The 19,883-nt window shown below is 41.3% G+C and carries 17 protein-coding genes; 8 read left to right on the top strand and 9 right to left on the bottom strand.

Translation table 11 applies throughout. The features are described from left to right. Positions 1-18 precede the first annotated feature (18 nt). Positions 19-2,553 (top strand): phosphoenolpyruvate carboxylase, encoded by a 2,535-nt coding sequence (locus tag SYJ56_RS22170; protein WP_323838037.1) that lies wholly within the window; start codon positions 19-21, stop codon positions 2,551-2,553. A 454-nt stretch (positions 2,554-3,007) separates the two neighbouring features. Here the strand turns inward: SYJ56_RS22170 and SYJ56_RS22165 are convergent, their stop codons facing one another. The 4 genes from SYJ56_RS22165 to SYJ56_RS26085 all read right to left on the bottom strand — a co-directional run bounded on the left by SYJ56_RS22165 (position 3,008) and on the right by SYJ56_RS26085 (position 8,898). Beyond that, positions 3,008-5,641 carry a valine--tRNA ligase gene (locus SYJ56_RS22165; protein ID WP_323838035.1) on the bottom strand — a complete coding sequence of 878 codons (2,634 nt, stop codon included), beginning with the start codon at positions 5,639-5,641 and terminating at the stop codon, positions 3,008-3,010. A 291-nt stretch (positions 5,642-5,932) separates the two neighbouring features. Beyond that, the gene (locus SYJ56_RS22160) at positions 5,933-6,433 is read right to left on the bottom strand and encodes a GreA/GreB family elongation factor (RefSeq protein ID WP_323838033.1); all 501 of its coding nucleotides are present in this window, start codon (positions 6,431-6,433) and stop codon (positions 5,933-5,935) included. A gap of 600 nt (positions 6,434-7,033) precedes the next feature. Further along, the gene (locus SYJ56_RS22155; RefSeq protein ID WP_323838031.1) at positions 7,034-8,764 is read right to left on the bottom strand and encodes a CocE/NonD family hydrolase; all 1,731 of its coding nucleotides are present in this window, start codon (positions 8,762-8,764) and stop codon (positions 7,034-7,036) included. Further along, positions 8,716-8,898, bottom strand: a complete 183-nt coding sequence (locus SYJ56_RS26085) for a CocE/NonD family hydrolase (RefSeq protein WP_465038400.1) — start codon at positions 8,896-8,898, stop codon at positions 8,716-8,718. Before SYJ56_RS26085 ends, SYJ56_RS22155 begins: the two co-directional genes overlap by 49 nt. Positions 8,899-9,384: 486 nt before the next feature. Between SYJ56_RS26085 and fahA the strand changes: the two genes are divergently transcribed. Continuing rightward, a complete protein-coding gene (gene fahA / locus SYJ56_RS22145) occupies positions 9,385-10,653 on the top strand; it encodes a fumarylacetoacetase (RefSeq protein ID WP_323838027.1) in 1,269 nt (422 codons plus the stop codon). Between the two features lie 265 nt (positions 10,654-10,918). After that, a complete protein-coding gene (locus SYJ56_RS22140) occupies positions 10,919-12,424 on the top strand; it encodes a hypothetical protein (RefSeq protein ID WP_323838025.1) in 1,506 nt (501 codons plus the stop codon). A gap of 186 nt (positions 12,425-12,610) precedes the next feature. Here SYJ56_RS22140 and SYJ56_RS22135 read toward each other — a convergent pair whose 3' ends face one another. Then, positions 12,611-13,147 (bottom strand): GNAT family N-acetyltransferase, encoded by a 537-nt coding sequence (locus SYJ56_RS22135; RefSeq protein WP_323838023.1) that lies wholly within the window; start codon positions 13,145-13,147, stop codon positions 12,611-12,613. Positions 13,148-13,294: 147 nt separating this feature from the next. Between SYJ56_RS22135 and SYJ56_RS22130 the strand changes: the two genes are divergently transcribed. The 4 genes from SYJ56_RS22130 to SYJ56_RS22115 are packed head-to-tail and all read left to right on the top strand — an operon-like array spanning position 13,295 to position 15,986. Beyond that, positions 13,295-14,104, top strand: coding sequence for an ABC transporter ATP-binding protein (locus SYJ56_RS22130; protein WP_323838021.1), 810 nt, complete (start codon positions 13,295-13,297; stop codon positions 14,102-14,104). Continuing rightward, positions 14,101-14,931, top strand: a complete 831-nt coding sequence (locus tag SYJ56_RS22125; protein WP_323838019.1) for a hypothetical protein — start codon at positions 14,101-14,103, stop codon at positions 14,929-14,931. Before SYJ56_RS22130 ends, SYJ56_RS22125 begins: the two co-directional genes overlap by 4 nt. A 1-nt stretch (position 14,932) precedes the next feature. Further along, the gene (locus SYJ56_RS22120; RefSeq protein WP_323838017.1) at positions 14,933-15,310 is read left to right on the top strand and encodes a GntR family transcriptional regulator; all 378 of its coding nucleotides are present in this window, start codon (positions 14,933-14,935) and stop codon (positions 15,308-15,310) included. Next, positions 15,297-15,986 carry a hypothetical protein gene (locus tag SYJ56_RS22115; protein WP_323838015.1) on the top strand — a complete coding sequence of 230 codons (690 nt, stop codon included), beginning with the start codon at positions 15,297-15,299 and terminating at the stop codon, positions 15,984-15,986. Before SYJ56_RS22120 ends, SYJ56_RS22115 begins: the two co-directional genes overlap by 14 nt. A 35-nt stretch (positions 15,987-16,021) precedes the next feature. On the opposite strand, the gene SYJ56_RS22110 is transcribed toward SYJ56_RS22115, so the two are convergent. Both SYJ56_RS22110 and SYJ56_RS22105 read right to left on the bottom strand, forming a co-directional pair. Continuing rightward, positions 16,022-16,612 carry an HPP family protein gene (locus tag SYJ56_RS22110; RefSeq protein ID WP_323838014.1) on the bottom strand — a complete coding sequence of 197 codons (591 nt, stop codon included), beginning with the start codon at positions 16,610-16,612 and terminating at the stop codon, positions 16,022-16,024. Between the two features lie 223 nt (positions 16,613-16,835). Next, positions 16,836-17,342 carry a RidA family protein gene (locus tag SYJ56_RS22105; protein WP_323838013.1) on the bottom strand — a complete coding sequence of 169 codons (507 nt, stop codon included), beginning with the start codon at positions 17,340-17,342 and terminating at the stop codon, positions 16,836-16,838. Positions 17,343-17,511: 169 nt separating this feature from the next. Here SYJ56_RS22105 and SYJ56_RS22100 point away from each other — a divergent pair, with 169 nt between their 5' ends. Further along, on the top strand, positions 17,512-17,973 hold the full coding sequence (locus tag SYJ56_RS22100; RefSeq protein WP_323838011.1) for a GNAT family N-acetyltransferase: 462 nt from the start codon (positions 17,512-17,514) through the stop codon (positions 17,971-17,973). 32 nt (positions 17,974-18,005) lie between these two features. Here SYJ56_RS22100 and SYJ56_RS22095 read toward each other — a convergent pair whose 3' ends face one another. Beyond that, complete coding sequence (locus tag SYJ56_RS22095) at positions 18,006-18,929, bottom strand: hypothetical protein (RefSeq protein ID WP_323838010.1); 924 nt, start codon at positions 18,927-18,929, stop codon at positions 18,006-18,008. Between the two features lie 50 nt (positions 18,930-18,979). Then, positions 18,980-19,882 carry a mechanosensitive ion channel family protein gene (locus tag SYJ56_RS22090; protein ID WP_323838008.1) on the bottom strand — a complete coding sequence of 301 codons (903 nt, stop codon included), beginning with the start codon at positions 19,880-19,882 and terminating at the stop codon, positions 18,980-18,982. Position 19,883 lies beyond the last annotated feature (1 nt).

Genomic DNA, 19,883 nt, shown 5'->3' with positions numbered 1-19,883 from the left:
TAAAAAGGAAGATGAATAATGTATAAAACCTATGATACCCAAGTAGCCAAGCGCTTCACGATTTACAACAGTTTATTTTTAGATCTTCCCTTCAATGACATCTACCGTACAGGAACTTTGCTTCCGATTTTAGGGTCGGCATGTCAGAATGGTTTCCAAAAAGGATTAACTCCCAAGGAAATTATTGCAGGGTTTTTCGATGAATTGATGCCAGACTCCACAGAAGAAAGGAGATCTGATTTGCTATTCCAGATGATCCAATACGTAGAGCGGCAGGTCGTGTTATTTGATTCGATTGAGGATGCTGCCTATGAAAAGATCCATGATCTGAATGGTAAAGGAACAGTCAAAGCTTTGATTGACCGAACAGACAATGATAACAAGCGGGAAGAGCTTGTAGAGAAGTTAAAGACTTTCTCTGTACGTCTCACACTAACTGCTCACCCTACTCAATTCTATCCAGGCAACGTCTTGGCAATTATCACCGATCTGGAGAACGCAATCCGCGCGGATGACATTGGCAAGATAAATTCTCTGCTGCAGCAATTGGGTAAAACAGGATTTACCAAAAGAGAGAAACCAACTCCTTATGATGAAGCCGTAAGCTTAATCTGGTTTTTGGAAAACATTTTCTATGAAAGTATCTCAGATATTATGGTCCGCCTACTGGGGTCTCTTAATATCCCACTGCATGACTGGGAAAACCCAGGTTTGCTAAAAGTTGGCTTTTGGCCAGGTGGAGACAGAGATGGGAATCCATTTGTGACGCATACCATTACTGAGCAAGTAGCAGCGCGCCTGAAAAAGTGGGTGTTGAAATGCTACTATAAAGATGTCCGCAAAGTGCGAAGAAGATTGACCTTCAAGCACGTAGAAGAAATCCTGATTAATATTGAGCGTGGTCTTTACGCTACTTTGTTTGAAAATGATCCGGTCTATAAGACCAAAGAGCAATTGCTTGGTGATTTACTAACAGCCAGAGAAGGATTGATTAAGCATCACGAAGGACTTTTCTTAGATGTTTTGGATCAGTTTATTCTGAAAGTCAAAATTTTCGGTTTCCATTTCGCATGCATGGACATGCGTCAGGATAGCCGAAAGCATGATACGTTGATAGAGGAGATATTTCAGCTTCAAGGCAAGAAACTTGAGGGAACGGAAGATGAGCAAATCTCCCAAATCCTTTCACTGACCGAGCTCCCTGAGATATCCTCATTTCAAGACGAGTTTAATCAAGAAATACTTCAATCGTTTGGAGTTATAGACTCCATCCAGCAGGAGAGTGGAGAAGAAGTTCTCAACCGCTACATTATTTCAAATTGTCAATCTAGAAAGCATCTATTGGAGGTTTTCAAATTGGCAAAGCTGACGATGGGCGCAGAAAAGGAAAATCTTCCGTTGGATATTGTGCCTCTTTTTGAGACGATCGATGATTTGGCAGAAGCGCCGGGGATCATGACAAGTCTATACAATCTTCCTGAGTACAAAGAGCATTTGGCATTCAGAGGGAATAAACAAACAATCATGCTTGGCTTCTCCGATGGAACTAAGGATGGTGGATACCTTCAAGCTAACTGGTCTATTCTAAGGGCTAAAGAGGAGATGACCAGAGTCTCTAGAGAGAATGGGATAGAAGTCGTCTTCTTCGACGGTAGAGGTGGACCTCCTGCACGTGGTGGAGGAAACATGCATAACTTCTACGCTTCTTTAGGAGAAAAAGTAGAAAACTCTGAAATCCAGGTTACCATCCAGGGACAGACTATTTCAGCAAATTACGGCAAGCAGGCTTCTTGTACTTACAATTTTGAGCAACTTCTCAGTGCTGGATTGGAAAACCATCTTTACGGTGGTGCGGACAAGAATCTAAATACCGAGCAGCGTGCATTGATCGACGAGCTAGCAGGTGAAGCTTATGAATCCTATAAAAAATTCAAAAGCCATCCTAAGTTTGTTCCTTATTTGGAGCATGTGACTCCGCTTAAGTATTTTGGGATGACCAATATCGGTTCCAGACCATTAAAAAGAGGTAAGGGAGAAGGTCTTAAATTTGAAGATCTTCGGGCGATTCCTTTCGTGGGTTCATGGGCGCAGATGAAGCAAAATATTCCGGGTTTCTATGGAGTTGGAGCTGCGGTCGAGGTTCTGGAAAAGAAAGGGAAATTGGGTGAGTTAAAAGAGCTATACAACAATAGTCTTTTCTTCAGAGCACTTCTTGGCAATTCTATGCAGTCACTTACCAAGTGTTTCTATCCAGCTACTGCTTATTTGAAGCATGATAAGAACTATGGTGAGTTCTGGGAGATTATGTATGATGAGTACCTTAGATCTATAGAGAAGCTCAAAGCAGTGTCTTCAATGGATGAATTGATGGGGGATAATAAGGTGATTAAAAAGTCAATTGAAATCCGTGAACGAATCGTATTGCCTTTGATTACTGTGCAGCAATATGCTATTCAGAAAATCCTTGAAACAGGTAAGTCTACAGAAGTACTTCAAAAGTTGATTTTGAGAAGTATGTTTGGGATTATAAATGCAGCGAGAAACGCAGCTTAATAACAGATTAAATCTAGAAATAGCCCGGCTGAATTTGATTTCAGTCGGGCTTTTGATTTATGCTTTTAACCACAGTGAGCGCGGAGGTTTTCGCAGAGGACGCGGTTGTCCTGCTTCTCCAGAAGCTGGACTTAACTAATACCTGATATGCGGAATCGCCACCGTTGGTGTCATCACCAACGGCTTAAATCCTCAATGAACTTTCGCCGCTGTTCGTGTCATCACGAACAGCTTAGATCCCCATTTAACTATGCTTCTTCAGAAACTGGATTTGACTTAAGTCAGTACTATGTGGAATTGCAAATTCCTTTAATTATTGGTTTTGGATTACATCCACGATAATAATCGGGATCCAAACAGCAGTGCTATGATTATCGGGCGGTGTATCAAACTACTTTGCAATGAATCTGCCTTTTTTGCGCCATCGCGCCTCCTTTGCGGGATTTACAAAGTGCTAGCCTAGTTTCGCCAAACTCTCCTCTAACGCCTTGATCTTGGCTTCAGCGTCAGCTTGTTTTTTACGCTCCATTTCTATGACCTGGGCAGGAGCACCAGCTACAAATCGCTCGTTACCGAGTTTTTTCATCACCGAATTCAAGAAGCCTTTGGTGTAATCGATCTCCTTCTGGATATTCTCTTTTTCCTCTTCAATATTGATCGAGTCGCCCATAGGAACAAAGCACTCATCAGACTTTACTACAAAGCTGATCGAATTGGCTACTTTCTCTCCAAAGTTCAATGAAGACAGATTTGCCAGCTTATTCAAGACTACTTCGAATCGACCATATAACTCTTCGCTTTTAGCATTGATGGTTAGGTCAAGCGATTCTTTTGGCGACATTCCTTTGGAAGCACGTAGGTTTCTTACCTGAGAAACGACTTCAAAGACTTGATTGGCTTCCTCGATGATCCTTGTGTCAAAAGCTTTTGATTCAGGCCATGAAGCTAAAATCAGAGATTCTTCCACTGATCTTTCTTTGATCTGATGCCATAGTTCTTCCGAGATAAAAGGCATAAATGGATGCAGAATCTTCAGGATATCTTCGAAAAGCATAATCGTCTTATCGTAAGTCGCCTGATCAATTGGATGTTGATATTCTGGCTTGATCATCTCCAAATACCAAGAACAGAAATCTCCCCACACCAGCTTGTATGTAGTCATCAGCGCATCGGAAATTCTGAATTTCTCAAAGTGCTCATTGATTTCTACCAGCGCTTGATTGAATCGGTTTTCAAACCACTCTATACTTGAAGCATTGGCGGAACCGTCCAGATTTGGATCTATTTCCCAGCCTTTAACCAGACGGAAGGCATTCCAGATTTTGTTGGCAAAGTTTCTTCCCTGCTCCACGAGTTTATCGTCGTATGGCAAATCGTTTCCCGCAGGAGAGGAGAAGAGCATTCCTGTTCTGACTCCATCAGCACCGTTTTGGGCAATCAGATCCAGTGGATCGGGAGAGTTGCCCAAAGATTTGGACATCTTTCTGCCCAATTTATCCCGCACAATTCCAGTCAGGTAGACATTTTTGAAAGGCTTTTCGCCAGTGTATTCATAGCCTGCTATGATCATTCTTGCCACCCAGAAGAACAAAATTTCCGGAGCAGTGACAAGATCATTGGTTGGGTAGTAATATTTCAATTCTTCATTCGGCTTGCCGGTAGAAAAGACATCCGTATCAAAAACCGATATCGGCCAAAGCCATGCGCTAAACCAGGTGTCCAATACATCCTCGTCCTGCTGTAAATCCGCCAAGGTGAATTTGTTGTCAAATTTCTCATTGGCGATTATCAGGGCTTCCTCAGCAGTTTTTGCAACTACAAATTCTCCGTTTGGAAGGTGATAAGCAGGAATTCTATGTCCCCACCAGAGCTGACGTGATATACACCAATCGCGCACATTTTCCATCCAAGAGCGGTACATGTTCTTGAACTTCGGTGGGTACAACTGGATCACATCATCCATCACCGAGCTAAGTGCAGGCTTGGTGATTTCATCCATTTTCAGGAACCACTGCAAAGAAAGTTTCGGCTCGATCACCGCATCCGTTCTTTCCGAATGACCCACATTGGATTTATAATCCTCGACTTTCTCTAACTGATCGATTTCCTTCAGGCGCTTTCCGATCATTTTTCTGGCTACAAAACGATCTTCTCCCACCAGAATCTGAGCTTTTTCATTCAGTGTTCCGTCATCATTCAGGATATCGATCACTTCAAGCTTGTGCTTCAGCCCAAGTTCATAATCATTGATATCGTGGGCAGGAGTTACTTTTAGGCAGCCTGTACCAAACTCCATATCCACATACTCATCCTCGATAATCGGAATGGCGCGGTCGATTAATGGGATTACAGCCTTCTTGCCTTTTAAATGAGTAAATCGAGGGTCATTTGGATTCACACAGATCGCCACATCGGCCATGATGGTCTCCGGTCGGGTTGTAGCAATGGTAAGGAATTCACTCTCCGATCCTTCGATCCTATAGTTGATGTAGTATAGTTTGGATGCAATTTCCTTCGTGATCACTTCGTCATCAGACAGGGCGGTTTTTCCTTTTGGATCCCAGTTGACCATACGGATTCCACGGTAGATTTTTCCTTTTTTGTGTAAGTCAACAAATACAGTTAAAACAGCATCAATTAATCCCGGATCCATCGTGAAAGCCGTCCGGTCCCAATCGCAGGAAGCGCCCAGTTTTTTCAGTTGCTCCAGGATAATCCCTCCGTATTTTTCTTTCCATTCCCATGCATATTTCAGGAATTCTTGACGGGAAATGGATTTTTTATCGATTCCATGTTCTTTCAGCATGTTTACAACTTTCGCTTCAGTTGCGATCGAAGCGTGATCTGTTCCGGGAACCCAGCATGCATTTTTGCCCTGCATTCTTGCGCGGCGGATCAATACATCCTGAATGGTATTGTTCAGCATATGTCCCATGTGCAAGACGCCTGTGACATTTGGCGGAGGGATTACGATGGTGTAGGGCTCTTTCGAATGATCAACTTTCGAAGAAAAAAGCTTGTGCTCCATCCAGTAGGCGTACCACTTGGCTTCGGTAGCTGCTGGATCGTATTTGCTGGCAATAGACATAATTGGATATTAATTGAGGCGCAAAAATAGCGAAAAAGCCAATTTTGGAGGCATGATTGGCGGATCAATTGTGGATTGATTCTTTTTTTGTCGCAAAGGTCGCGGTGGTTCGACGAGCTCACCAACCGAGGAAAACGCAAAGGAAGCAGTTTTAGAGTTGTCCTGCTTCTCCAGAAGCTGGACTTATTAAAGATAGAGAGGGATTGTGCTTTTCGGGATTTGTAATCCCGAAATCCAATTTCCATCCTTAGTGTCTGATTGGGAAAAATCAAAACCATCTTTGGTAAACTATCAATACCTGATTTCCATCACTTTAAAAACTCTATCTTCTTTAGCCAACTTTAAGATTGCCTGTTCACCTACTTTCTTCCCGATCAATATCTTGGCAATGGGAGAGATAAAGGATATTTTGTTTTTGGAGATATCAGCTTCGTCCACACCCACAATCTGATAGCTTTGATACTTTGAGCTATTTCCGATTTTGAGTGTGACAGTTGCCCCAAAGCGGACTTCCTCTTTGGGTTGTTCGTCCAGATCTACAATTTTGGCAGTGGAGATCCGCTCATCCAGCAAGTTGATTTTTGCACTGATGAAATTAGAAGCGATGCGTTTTTCCTGTTCGGTGGCAGCATCTATATCAGACTTCTCATCGATCAGCGCTTGTTTTTCAGCGAGCAATTTCGCCATTCCATTTTCGGTGACATAGTTGGTGACACCATCCGGTAAATCCGCTCTTGGCGGTACAAGAGGAGTTTCTTCCTGATCATCTTCTTTTACAAATCCTCTGCTCATGATTGGTGTCTTATTGTCTAAACTGAATAAGGAAGAGAATGGGAATTAAGTTTCAAAAGCTTGAGAAGGTTCTTAACCGCGAGGTCGCAGATTTTCAGTTGTGCTGCTTCTCCAGAAGCCAGACCTATCAGAGTTACAAATTCATGTTGATAGTAAGGTGTAATTACAAATTGCACATAGCAGCATCAAAGCTTTATTCTACGCTCAGTGGGGGATATCATACTCAAAAATGCTAACACGAGCAGTCTTTAAAAATAAAACATAATCTCTAAGCTCGGAATCTTCCAAAAAACTAGGTTGAAATAGTTTTAAATTCTGGATCACACAAACCTGCCGTATAATATTCTGTGAATTTTTTAGGTTGAAGAGCAAAAAAGTTGGTTGTGGCGAGTTAGTTTTGCTTGTTTGTGATGACACAAACAAGGGCGATGTGATTTAGCCTGTTTGTGCTGACACAATCCAGAGGTGTGGTGTTTTTCCTGTTCGTGTCCCCACGAACAGTGGCGGGAAAAATCCCCCTTGCCCCCTTTAAAAAAGGGGGAGTAGGCTAATTTCAACTCCTTGTTTTCGAGTTTTAAGAATATCTCTTTTTTATGGTTCTTATTTCACTATCGGCAATACAATTCTACTCAAACTTTTTCCTCCATGGTGAATTGAGTTGGTGGCAATAACACTTGCGGTTTCATCGTAGATATTACCACCTGTATTTAGGTTTCTGTCAAATCGCGGGAAATTGGAGCTGCTGACTTCGATGCGGATACGGTGCCCTTTGTCGAAGTAATTGGATGTGCTCATTGGAGTCATTTTTACTTCATACACTTCGCCGTCTTCCATCCAGACTTCTTTGTCATAGCCTTCTCGGTAGCGTACACGCTGAATGGTTTCATCCAAATTGAAGGCTTTTCCGTCAGGATGTACATCAATCAGCTTGATGGTGACATCGGTATCTTTGGCATCTGAGGAAAGGTAGAGGTAGGACTCGATAAAACCAGAGACCTCGATTCCTTCCTCCAATACATCGGAAGTATATACCAAAATATCATCCCGCTTTTCCATCTCAGATTGGTCAAAAGAACCTCCTACCACGGCATTTCCCGTGCAGCAGACATTTCCCCCGTAAGAAGTCACCGGATTCATCGGATCGTATTGGAAGGTGTCAGGATTGTCTTTTCTAGGTTTTTTGTAGGTGAGTTTACCATCGCCATTCAGGGTGTTTGCACTTCCTTCAGAATCCAGGTACATCTCAGTCATCACCGCATTGGCAGGAGGCCAGACATCTGAAGTTTGCCATTTGTTGGCACCCATGGTGTAATATTGTACTCTTGGCATTTCCTCCATGGTTTCAGATTTTTCGCCTTTCAGCCAGAGGTCAAACCATGCTGTGATAATCTCATCATAATTCAATCGTGCATCTCCAACATTCAAGTCACCTATCATCGTGTTTTCAGTGGCGCGGGTATAGGAGCAGTGCATCACCGGAGCAATTACCAGGTACTGATTATCTCTGGCGATTTGAGAAACTGCATTTTCTCTGGCATGATTGAATAGGGCAATGTTTGGCCCAGCTGACACATCAAACCACGACACAAACCAGAAACTTGGCGTATCAAAAGGCATTTCGTCATGATACAATCCACCATTAAACCACTTGGGATCGTTTGGCTTTCGGGTGATCATCTCCTCATAGATTCCCATTGGGCCATTTTGATTTTTGATAATATCCTGAATTGGCAGATGGCTCAAAGCCTCTTTGGAATCAATTCTTGGATACTCTGGAGACATGTCATAGAAACGCTGAAGTCTAAGCAAATCGGCTTGACTGATGCCTTCTGGAAGTTTTGGCGCCATTGGATCATGCTGTACACTGTAAAGCCAGTTGGTGAAAAGCATCTGTCCGGCACCTCCTCGGTACCAGTTGCCTTGCTCCCAAAAGTCTCCGACTTTACCTACTCCAGCTCCAAAGCCCTGAGGAACCAGAGCAGTCAAGGCTGGATGATCCAGAGAGGCAACAGCCATTTGCCACTCAGCAGTGGATGAGCAGCCTAGGGTTCCTATTTTGCCATTGCTCCAATCTTGCTTGGACATCCATTCGAATGCATCGTATCCATCTGTCAGTGGTACACCTAGAATGTCCCAATCTCCTTCAGAGAAATATCTTCCGCGTTCATTTTGGACAACATAGGCATAGCCTTTCTCCACCCAAGAAAGCGCAGTCTGCATGGTGCGGGTGTTCATTTCTCCATTTCCCCAGGTATTGAAGTTGTAGGGAGTTCTGGAAAATACTACTGGATATTTTCCTTCGCCTTTGGGACGGTAAATATCTGTAGCCAAGCGTACGCCATCCCGCANATTTCTCCATTTCCCCAGGTATTGAAGTTGTAGGGAGTTCTGGAAAATACTACTGGATATTTTCCTTCGCCTTTGGGACGGTAAATATCTGTAGCCAAGCGTACGCCATCCCGCATGGGCATCATGACTTTCTGATCGACAATAGCGACTTCATCCAGCTGATCGATGATACTTTTTTCTTGCGAAAAAGTAACAGAAACGACCATGACCAGCAGGAGAGTCAGGAAGATGTGATATAGATTTTTCATCTGTTTATAATTTGATTTTTAATGGTCATAACCTGTCCCGTGACGAAGGAAACGGGATGGAATCTCGCTTTACAGATAATCATCCCTCCGTGTGACGCGTGTCATGCTCGATTTCATTAGATAGGATTTCAGTTTCAATCTAAGTTAATAAAGAGATCGCTTTGGAAGTATGGAAATTGATGATTGGTTGATATTTAATATTGAGAATTAATTACAATTTAGATCTACTGTGTTAAAGATCAAGTGACCAATGACTTATACACTTGTCGGAAAAATGAAATTTTTAGACTTGTGGTTTTGGTCTTTTCATTTCATTCATAAAGGCTAAATTTGCAGTCACAACGATTTTTACCCATGAGCGACAGCCCAACCAACACCCTGATTACCTGGGTGGAAGTATCAAACAATTCTGATTTCACCATTTACAATCTTCCATTTGGGGTTTTTCAGAATAAAAGACTTAGTTCACGTATAGGAATTGCAATCGGAGACAAGATTGTGGATTTGAGTGTTCTGGATCAGGAAGGATTCTTTTCGGATATGTTTTTGCCCGAGGGAATCTTTCTAAAAGAGTCTCTGAATGATCTGATTGGATTGGGTAAAGCGATTACCAAAAAAATCAGAGAGCGTGTTCAGGATTTGCTTTTGGCGGATAATGAAAAGCTTAGAGATCATTCGGCAAGGGGGAAAGTGATGGTAAACCGAAAGGAAGCTACCATGCTAATGCCGGTGAAGATTGGGGATTACACAGATTTCTATAGCAGCAAGGAGCATGCTACCAATGTAGGTAAGATGTTCCGTGATCCAGAAAATGCACTTTTACCAAACTGGAAGCATCTTCCGGTAGCCTATCATGGTAGAGCATCTTCTATCATTCCTTCTGGAGTGCCGATTACCCGGCCAAAAGGTCAGACAAAGGATCCAGAATCTGAATCACCGGTATTTGGTCCATGTAAGAAGCTAGATTTCGAATTGGAAATAGCGTTTATAACAGGTAAAGCCACCAAACTTGGAGATTCTGTATCTACTGCTGATGCTGAAGACTACATTTTTGGATTTGTGCTTTTCAATGATTGGTCAGCCCGTGATATTCAGGCTTGGGAATATGTGCCATTAGGTCCATTTTTGGGGAAAAGCTTCGCCTCTTCGATCTCACCTTGGGTTGTGACTTTGGAGGCATTGGAGCGGTTCAAAGTAGAAAGCCCTGTACAGGAACCTGAAGTTTTGGACTATTTGAAATGTGATAAATCACATAGTTTCGATATTCAATTAGAAGCCTATATTCAGCCTGGAGATGAGAAGATCAGTAAGGTTAGCACTTCCAATTTCAAAAATATGTACTGGAATGTAGCACAGCAATTGGCGCATCATACAGTAAATGGTTGCAATATTAATGTTGGAGATATGATGGCATCAGGGACTATCTCTGGCCCGGATGCAGATTCTTTTGGCTCTATGTTGGAGCTTTCTTGGAATGGAAAAGAAGCTGTAAAGCTGGATTCAGGAACAGAAAGGAAGTTTGTGGAGGATGGAGATACTGTGATTATGAAGGGATTTGCGGAGAAGGATGGTATCAGAGTGGGGTTTGGTGAAGTGAAAGCTAAAGTTCTTCCAGCAAAATAATTTGCAAAAAATAATAATTTAAAACCCTGGCTTAGTACAAGTCAGGTTTTTTTTGTGTCCTTTTTTCTGTCATTTTTCTTCTTAATCCTTAAATTTGCTAAGCGTTTGAATATCAGTAGATTGAATTTATTTTCCTTTTTCGATATTCTTTGGTTCCCGTTTGCTGTATGATTTTTTCACATAAAGACCGGGATTGTATCATCACACATGTCTCATTTTTTAGGAGACAATTACTTCTTTTCAACTTCTTAATTATTTAAAAACAATGGCTAAACTTAGAAATTTATCTATTACAACCCCTTTACTTTTTGCTTTCCCTCTTCGGAGTGAGTGGGCAGTAAATCCAGTTGACATCAACAAGCCTATTATGGCTGGTGACTGGGAAGGTGCGGGTAGTCTCAAATTCTCCAGAGGCTATGTCATGGCCAAGAATGACGCTAATTTCCTTTACCTCACACTCGATGTAGTGTCAGATACTGGAAATGATCCTAGTACCAACGATTACTTTTGGTTGACTTTCGATAATAATCGTGATCGTGCAATTACTTCGGGAGTTGATGTGAATTATGGCCTTTACCCAGGTCAACCCAATAAACTCGGAAGACAGAAATACCTTGGTCCGGGACAGTGGACTGGACTGCTAGCAGATCCTTCACACTCTGCAGTAGTGCAGGAGTTTGGAGCTAGCCCTAATTCAGAAGTGTCTCACAGAATCTGGAAGTTCAGAATAGAACTCAGCGAAATCAATGTGGCGCTTTCCTGGCCATTAAGTACTCCGTACACATATTTTGGTTTTAGAGTAAAATCCAGTAATCCGGGGTTTACAACTGACTTTCCGGGTAATTTCTATAAAGACTTCACCAAACTCCGTCAGTTAATTCTAAGTAGAAAACCGACTATCCCTTCTAAGGATTTGGGCCCACTAGTAGGTAGTGTGGGGTTAATTCCTACTACAAAAATCTCATCCACCACTGGTCGGGCAACGACTGATTCGGGATACTATCACTTTGTTGAGAATGCTGCATTTGGTGGCACGTTGAATTTGATTGGAAACCGTACAAAACTTCAGCAACTCTATACCGCAGGAAATAGGAAGTATAAAGTTGAAATAGCTGGCCCAGGTGGGGGGTCATATTCCAAATTGATCAGCAACTGGTCAAACTATCGCTGGACAGGATCAACGTATGCTTTGGAGTCTTTTGCACCTAATACATTTGGCTATTATCAGTTGGCAAATCCTGGTTTAGATTACTCGATTGATGATCTGCTTATTCAGTTCCCTACTTCGGGTCTTTTGCCAGGCTTGTACAGTGTTAAAGTCACCTTTTACATTGGTACATCTTATACTGAGTTGGATTCTCAGGTATTGAAATTATACATTGACAATCATGTGCCATCTACTATCATAGAAAGCGTGAAGCATGGCAGCAGTGAAGTGTCTGCCTGTGCGATAGAAACGATTGGCGCGGCACCTGATGGGTTGAATTTCCGCATCACAGTAAATGATCCCGAAGGAAATCTACGTTCGGTAAGTTTCTATGCTACTTACGGTGCCGGTCTTTCCACATCAATTTATTCTGAAGGGTATACGCCTGCGAAAGGGAATTGGGCCGGATTTGTCAATAAACTGATCCCTGCATCAGGGAATTGGCGACCACCGCAATCCTGTGCCTACAGCTTTGTGCTGTCAGCCAGCGCTAGAACTACCAATGGTTATTCATGGGTAGGATATAACACTACCCATCGAAATTTGACATTGTTATTAGGATAAAGAACAAATGGTCTATAATCGAAAGCCACTTCTACTTAAGGAGTGGTTTTTTTATTACAGCAAAGGTCATAGAGAATTTCGCAGGAGGTTCGTAGCAAAGTGATATTCTACTTATCCAGCTGGACTTGATTTTGCTTTCAGTTCATGGAAGAAAAGCTTTACCTAAGTAAGATTTCCATATTAGCATTATTTGAATTCAATTTTGTATAAACTACAAGGCTGTAATCTCGGGTATTCCAGTAGTTCAGGGTGCTCGAACTCATGCTGGTATTTCATTCCTATTTTCTGCATCACACGGATTGAAGACAGGTTTCTTGAGGATGCAAGGGAATAGACTTCTTCAATTCCTAATTTTTTGGCGTAGTCAAGACATATTTCTGCTCCTTCGCTGGCATATCCTTGATTCCAATACTCTCTCCTAATCCGCCAGCCAATATCCACGCAAGGGGTGAAGCTTGCCTTAAATGATTTTGTTCCCAAACCAATCATACCTAAGAATTCCCTGTTTTCCAATAATTCAACTGCGAAGTAACAATGACCATGCACGGCATAGAGTTTATTCATTCTGTCCATTAGCGCTTGTGATTCCTTCTCCGACAGTGGATGTTGAAAGAAAGTCATCGTCTCTATATCAGCGTTCATTATACTGAAAGCAGACAAATCAGAAGGGAGCCAAGTGCGGAACCCCAGTCTTTGGCTTTGGAATAGGTAAGGTGAATCCATGTTCAAATTTAATGGCTAAAGAAAATAGTTGACTGAATTTTTGCATTTCAATTTTTATTTATAGTTTAGTGTCATAATGCACTATGACAGTATGATGCTATGATGATTTCCTTCAAAGATTTAAATTTTTCCTATCCCAAAAGGGCAATGCTATTCAAGGATCTTCAGTGGTCTGTTCCCGAAGGTTCGGTCGTTGGACTACTTGGTAAAAACGGTGCTGGTAAGTCCACCTTACTGCATTTGCTCTCTGGTTTACTTTTCCCAAAAAGTGGTGCGATAACCCTCGCTTCACATATACCAAAAGAGAGGAAGCCTGCTTTTCTAGAACAGATCTTCTTGCTGACAGATGATGTCGCTTATCCTAGAAATATGAGCATTTGCGAATACGAAAAGGTAATGGGAGCATTTTATCCAGCGTTTGACTCATCTCAGTTTGATCAGATTTTAGCTGATTTCGGTTTGGAAAAGAAAGTCAAACTGAAAGAGCTTTCTCTGGGAGAGCGAAAGAAGGTGTTTCTTTCTTTCGGACTCAGTACGAATTGTAGGTTTTTATTTTTCGATGAGCCGACTAATGGTTTGGATATTCCTTCCAAAAGTGTTTTTAGAAAAATAGTGGCCGGTAATCTAAGAGATGAACAAACCTTGATTATTTCCACGCACTTGGTGGCTGATGTGGAGAAGTTGATTGATAGAGTAGCCATTTTGAATAATGGAAAAATAGAACTGGATGCTGATTTATTGGAATTGTCTGATCGCCTGCTTTTCGGGACTTCTTCAAATCTACCAGACGATACTTTACATGCTGAGAAATCTGGAACTGGCTATCAATTCATCAGGTCAAGAAAAGGCAACGAAGCACAAACCCCTGTAAATCTGGAATTGCTTTTCAACGCAGTTCTAAACAATAGTCTTGATGAGAATCCAATGCTTCAAACTCAAAACCCCGAAATCCTATGAGAAATAATTCAATAAATTATCATCGCCTTCAAAACCTTTTGCGATATGAGTGGGCATTTCAGAATAAGTTTTATCTGATGGGTACGATTGGGATTTTCATAATATCCTTTGGAGTTTTTTTAACAGTTTGGTTTAATCAATATTCTGGATTTGTATGGCGTTCAGTGGATTATAATTCAATCTTCTTTAATGGTTTTATATTTCTTTCTGTATTTGGAATAGGTCAGAGTTTTGTTGAGTTGAGGGAGAAAAACACATCCATACGCCACTTGACCCTGCCAGCAAGCACCGTAGAAAAGTATCTCATTCAGGTTTGTACGCGATTGGTTTTACCCCTAATTCTTTATCCTATTGTCTTTTGGCTTGGCGCCAATTTGTCAGTGGATGTCTATTATTTTATCCAACATCAACTTTTAGAGAAAACAGCCCTTCCTGAGATTCACAAGGTGGAGGTTTTGTATTTGTATTGGATCCCTAGAACAACTATGGATATGAATATGGTATACTGGGCCATTTTTGGATTAACCTTTTCAATTCCAACATTGATGTTTATGGGTGGGATAGTATTTGGTAAATGGAATTTTATTATGATGCCACTTGCTGTTGCAATAATACTTGCGTTGTTTTTTGGAAGTCACTTTGGCCTGAGCTGGCTAGTAAATGCTAGCCCGTTTGGCGCAGGTGGTAATTATTCTATCAGAATTGATAATCCGGAGGTAATGGATGGTGTGCCTTTATTGGTGTTTATTTCATCGATTTTGGTTTGGCCAGCCTTGTTCTTGACATTATTGCTGCCCTATCTCAAACTCAAAGAGCGGGAGGTTTAAGATGGATTTTAACGAAACAAAAAACATCTTCCTTCAGATCCGGGATTGGGTAGCAGACCAGATTCTTCAGGGAAAAATGGAGACTGGAGAGAAGATTCCTTCGGTGCGGGAACTTGCCATGGATATGGAAGTAAACCGCAATACCGTTATGCGAAGTTATGCGCTGATGGAGGAGGAGGGAATCATCGAAAACAAGCGTGGGATTGGTTTTTTCGTAGCCTCTGACGCAAAGCAAAATCTACTCAAGATGCAAAAGCAGACCTTTTTACAAGATGAACTTCCTGCTATTCTACACCAGATAGAAGTACTCAAACTCAATTCCGGGGATCTGCAAATCCTTATTCAAACCATCCAATCCAACGACCATGAAAACCAGTAATAAAATCATCGTTTCCTTTTTGACTTTTGCTTGGGTAAGCATTATGGCTTCGCTGTTGGTCTCGCATCAATTCGCTGATTATGGTAATATACCCGGGATGCGTAGAGTTACCACAAAAACAGACCCTCTGGATGAATTTTCGGCTATAAAAATCGAGCAAGCAGCCCGCCTGAAGATAGTTCAGGGAGATAGTAATCAGTTGCATTATGAGGAATTAACTGGTGATGGTATTACCCCACCCGAGATCGAGGCGATTCAAGATTATAGTGTCAGGAATGACACATTATTCATTAAAAATCTACGACAGGGGAGTAATGGAGGATTTAAGCTTGAAGTGTCGAATCTCAAGCATTTAATGGTTTATAATACTTGGGAGGTAGATTTAGGTGATTTTAGACAGGACTCTCTCGTTATAACTTATGGCAATAGTAAAGTGCTTATGTCGAAAAAGTCAGAGCTTTCATATTTGCACATTTTATCTCCTCAAAAATTTGACCTGAGTCTTACTTCAGTAAAAGAATTGGACTTGATACTATCTGGTGAACTATGTGAACTATCAGGTAGCGTAAATCAGATCTCTGGGATAGTAGGGAATTATGCTGAGCTGATCCTTCCAACTAAGGTTGGGAAAATGGATATTGATACTTCTGAGAATGGGAAGCTCACTTTGAAATAAGATCTTATACTTTTTCCATCTGAAAAGTCTTTTAACTAAATCCTTTTCTTCCGTACCATTTTCAAAGTCCTTCTAAATGGTGTATCAGAAGGATACTTCCTGTGCGAGGTAATATTATTGAAAACCAAAGCAACCACTAGCAAAATCAAAGAACCTGTCAAAACGGGTGAAATAACATACATATAACCCAGGGCTTTCACTTTCTCAGATCCGATGACGGCGATCAAAGCAGTTGCTCCGCCCGGAGGATGCAAGGTGAGTGTCATCTGCATAATAACAATAGATAAAGCAACGGCCAAGGGAGCGGCGATCCATAGCATATTGGGAAAAATAAGATTCACCGTAACTCCCACTATCGCTGAAACAACATGTCCACCAACAAGATTTCTTGGCTGTGCCAATGGACTTCCGATCAAACCATAAACCAGCACACTCGATGCTCCAAATGACCCGATCAGAAATAGATTTTCATAACTATTTAGGGCATTGCTATGAAAAAAAGTAATCAATCCAATTCCTACGAAGGCCCCTAAAAAGGACCAAAAATGTTCTTTGGCATCTATTAAGGTTTCCTTATAAAAAACGTAACGAGACACTCGAATCCCTCGCTGAATTTGCTTCTTCATCTGAATAAACTCGAAAAACTGATTTTTGACTAAAATTGAAAAAACCACATCATTAATCCGAAATCATTCAGATTTGATGTGGTTTTCGCCAAAAATACAGGAAAAATCTCCGGTTTTCTCTACTATTTCGAAGAATTTATAGGAGTTACTGGATTAGTGATTTCGAGGTTTTTTTATGAAAGTTAACTCTCCGAATTGAATTGATGGGTAAGAAAGAGATCTGCTAATCATGCAATTCCACTATCACTTCGATCTCCACAGCCATATTATTGGGCAGTGCAGCGACGCCTACTGCAGATCGGGCATGCTTGCCTTTCTCTCCAAATACTTCCACCATCAAATCAGAAAATCCATTGATTACGGCGGGCTGCTTTGTGAAGTTTGGATCCGAATTGACCATTCCCAATACTTTTACAAACTGCTTGACCTTACCAAGATCTCCTATCGCCGCCTTCAACACCGCAATCACTTCAAGTCCAGTCTCCCGAGCTGCCTGATACCCTTCTTCAGTCGTTAGTTCCGCACCGACTTTTCCGAATACATCCGGACCAGTGCCAGACAAATACAGCATATTACCTACTTGTTTCCATTTCACATAATTCGCAATTGGGGTTCCGACTTCTGGAAGAGTTAACCCAAGTTTTTCCAACTGTTGCTCTGGAGTTTGGGCGTTCGTAAGAATTGCGAGAAATAGCAGTGGTAAACTAAGGATGAGGATTTTGAATTTCATAAGAAGTGTGGTTTTCATATGATTACAATTTATTTTTTAAAGGTCATATGGAATCTCGCAAGGCTGGCAATCATTGCAGTGAGTGACGCTTATTAAATGCTCGATTTCGTATTTCTAAGCTAAGCGATTCTTTTTACTTTTGGTTTTCATAATCTAAAAAGTTGTTCTAATGGACCAGGTTGAGATATTGCCTTATTCAGCTGAGCTGAGCCCTTTTTTCAAATCAATCAACCAAACATGGGTGGAGAATCTTTTTTCAATAGAACCGTTTGATCAGGCTCAGTTCGATAGTCCTGAAGACACGATAGTGAAGCCTGGAGGTACCATAATTTATGCAAAGCTAGGTGAGGAAATTGTTGGTACAGTAGGACTTCATAAAATCTCAGCTGATGAGTTTGAACTCATCAAAATGGGAGTAACATCTTCGGCTCAGGGGAAAGGAGTGGGATTGCTACTTGGCCAGGCTATTTTAGAAAAAGCCAGAGAAATGGGAGGGAAGAAAGTTGTGCTCTATACGCATTCCAAGCTTTCTCCTGCACTGAGAATTTACCGTAAGTTAGGTTTTACAGAAGCTGAACTTGAGGAAGGGAAATATTGCAGGTGTGATATAAAGATGGAATTGGAGCTATAAATCTCAAACACTCAAATCTCAAATTTGATTATTTACCAGAATCGGAAAGCTTTCTCGTTCACTCTGTTTCGTAAGAAGAGGTTGTCCCAGATATCAGGAGACAAATGGATTTCCAATCCCAGAGAGACCATCATGTACCCATCATAACGATGAGTCAGGCCAGATCCGCGTCGAATTCTCCCATTGTTTCTAAGGATTTTGTCTACATCTGGCAGACCGTTGTCATCAATAAAGCTTGGATTTCTGATAGCAAGTCTTAGCCTATCTGGATTCTTACCACTGACATAATCATCTACTAGGTCAAGATAGAATTCACTGATATTATAAGATGAAATATCATCCATGTAGTCTGTTAGTGTGAATCGATAATTCCCTTCAAATATTAAGTCTACGTATACATTTAATTTGTATTTCATACCAAGTCCCATAGGAAAGACCATGACGTAGCGTTCATAGGGATTATTTTCCAACTGTAATGGGCGTAAATCTATCCATTCTCCATCGAGTTGGGTTTGAGGATTATTGGTTGACATTCCGAGTCCGAAGAAAATATATGGATTCCAAAGTGGACGATGGATATTAGGGACTTTTACAGGATACCAATAGTATTCTACAATACCGGAAACTTCCCAGTTTCGTGCTCTGAAATCCAAATTTCTAGGAGTCCTGTAAGCCCTAGGATCTGAAGGGGGATCTGATCCGGACATTTGATAGTAGGTAAATTCACCCCGTGCTCTTAAGTTTGTACCTATAGTATAATGAAAGGCAATATTGGCATTCCAGTCAGGCTGGACTCCTTCGTTATATTTCCAAAATGAATAGAGCTCTCCAAAGTATTGAGTTACTCCCGCACTGGCAGATATTGAGAAGGGCTCTTCAAACCTGTATCTGTAAAAACTCTGGGAATACGCCAGGGTAGAGGAAAGAAAAAGAAAAAAGAAGAGTATTTTTTTCATAGTCGGCCTTTACCTGATTTTCCGTCACGGGATTTCAAGTGAAAATTAGGCTAATTTTCGAACTTATCAAATCCAGATTTGAGATGAAGATCTCGCTGCGGGAATGGTATCTCAACTCCTTGCTCTCTAAATTTCTTGAAGATCACATAATACAACTGGCTTTTCAGCACTTTTGGTCGATTAATGTATTCTGAGGACCATACACGGAGAATGAAATTGATGCTGTTGTCACCATAGCTATCAAAAAGCACATCCGGAGCAGGGATATTCAGCACGCCGTCATTTTCTTTTGCCACTTCAATAAGGATCTTTTTCACTTTTTCCGGATCTTCTTTATAAGCTACTCCTACAGGAAAATTGAAGCGTATATTTCTATCATTATGTGACCAATTGATCACCGGACTATCGATAAACTGACTGTTAGGTACAATTATCGTAATATTGTCATTAGTGACAATGGTAGTAGATCGGGCTGAAATCCTGATCACATCGCCAGAAACATCACCCACTTCGATTCGATCACCCACTTTTATAGGCTGCTCAAATAGGATGATAAGTCCGGAAATGAAGTTGTTGGTAATGTTTTGCAGACCAAAACCAATACCTACACCCAACGCACCAGCCAGGATTCCAAAAGCACTCAGATCAACTCCATTTGTTTGCAGGATAGAAAATACACCTGCCATAATCAGCACATACTTTACTATCATGCCGATAGAGGATCTTGTTCCAGAGTCGATCTGATATCGAGTTAATACCTTGTGAACCAGTAGTCTCCTTATCCATTCGGTAATAATAAAAAGGACTACGAAGGATATAATCAAGGTGAGGATTAGGCCTACAGTCAGCTTAGAATCTCCTAAGTTGATTAGGCTATAACTGAATAGTTCCTGTATCCATTCAATAAATCCTTGAGCCTTCTCTTTGGCTACTTCTTTTATTTCCTGCTGCATT

It is taken from the genome of Algoriphagus aurantiacus (assembly GCF_035156405.1).
Taxonomy (GTDB): domain Bacteria; phylum Bacteroidota; class Bacteroidia; order Cytophagales; family Cyclobacteriaceae; genus Algoriphagus; species Algoriphagus aurantiacus.
This window is presented reverse-complemented; position numbering and strand designations above follow the sequence as displayed.

Bases quoted from the DNA above. Each gene is read 5' to 3' on its own strand.
- SYJ56_RS22170 (WP_323838037.1), top strand. From the start codon at position 19: ATGTATAAAACCTATGATACCCAAGTAGCCAAGCGCTTCACGATTTAC.
- SYJ56_RS22165 (WP_323838035.1), bottom strand. From the start codon at position 5,641: ATGTCTATTGCCAGCAAATACGATCCAGCAGCTACCGAAGCCAAGTGG.
- SYJ56_RS22160 (WP_323838033.1), bottom strand. From the start codon at position 6,433: ATGAGCAGAGGATTTGTAAAAGAAGATGATCAGGAAGAAACTCCTCTT.
- fahA (WP_323838027.1), top strand. From the start codon at position 9,385: ATGAGCGACAGCCCAACCAACACCCTGATTACCTGGGTGGAAGTATCA.
- SYJ56_RS22140 (WP_323838025.1), top strand. From the start codon at position 10,919: ATGGCTAAACTTAGAAATTTATCTATTACAACCCCTTTACTTTTTGCT.
- SYJ56_RS22135 (WP_323838023.1), bottom strand. From the start codon at position 13,147: ATGGATTCACCTTACCTATTCCAAAGCCAAAGACTGGGGTTCCGCACT.
- SYJ56_RS22130 (WP_323838021.1), top strand. From the start codon at position 13,295: ATGCTATTCAAGGATCTTCAGTGGTCTGTTCCCGAAGGTTCGGTCGTT.
- SYJ56_RS22125 (WP_323838019.1), top strand. From the start codon at position 14,101: ATGAGAAATAATTCAATAAATTATCATCGCCTTCAAAACCTTTTGCGA.
- SYJ56_RS22120 (WP_323838017.1), top strand. From the start codon at position 14,933: ATGGATTTTAACGAAACAAAAAACATCTTCCTTCAGATCCGGGATTGG.
- SYJ56_RS22115 (WP_323838015.1), top strand. From the start codon at position 15,297: ATGAAAACCAGTAATAAAATCATCGTTTCCTTTTTGACTTTTGCTTGG.
- SYJ56_RS22110 (WP_323838014.1), bottom strand. From the start codon at position 16,612: ATGAAGAAGCAAATTCAGCGAGGGATTCGAGTGTCTCGTTACGTTTTT.
- SYJ56_RS22105 (WP_323838013.1), bottom strand. From the start codon at position 17,342: ATGAAATTCAAAATCCTCATCCTTAGTTTACCACTGCTATTTCTCGCA.
- SYJ56_RS22100 (WP_323838011.1), top strand. From the start codon at position 17,512: ATGGACCAGGTTGAGATATTGCCTTATTCAGCTGAGCTGAGCCCTTTT.
- SYJ56_RS22095 (WP_323838010.1), bottom strand. From the start codon at position 18,929: ATGAAAAAAATACTCTTCTTTTTTCTTTTTCTTTCCTCTACCCTGGCG.
- SYJ56_RS22090 (WP_323838008.1), bottom strand. From the start codon at position 19,882: ATGCAGCAGGAAATAAAAGAAGTAGCCAAAGAGAAGGCTCAAGGATTT.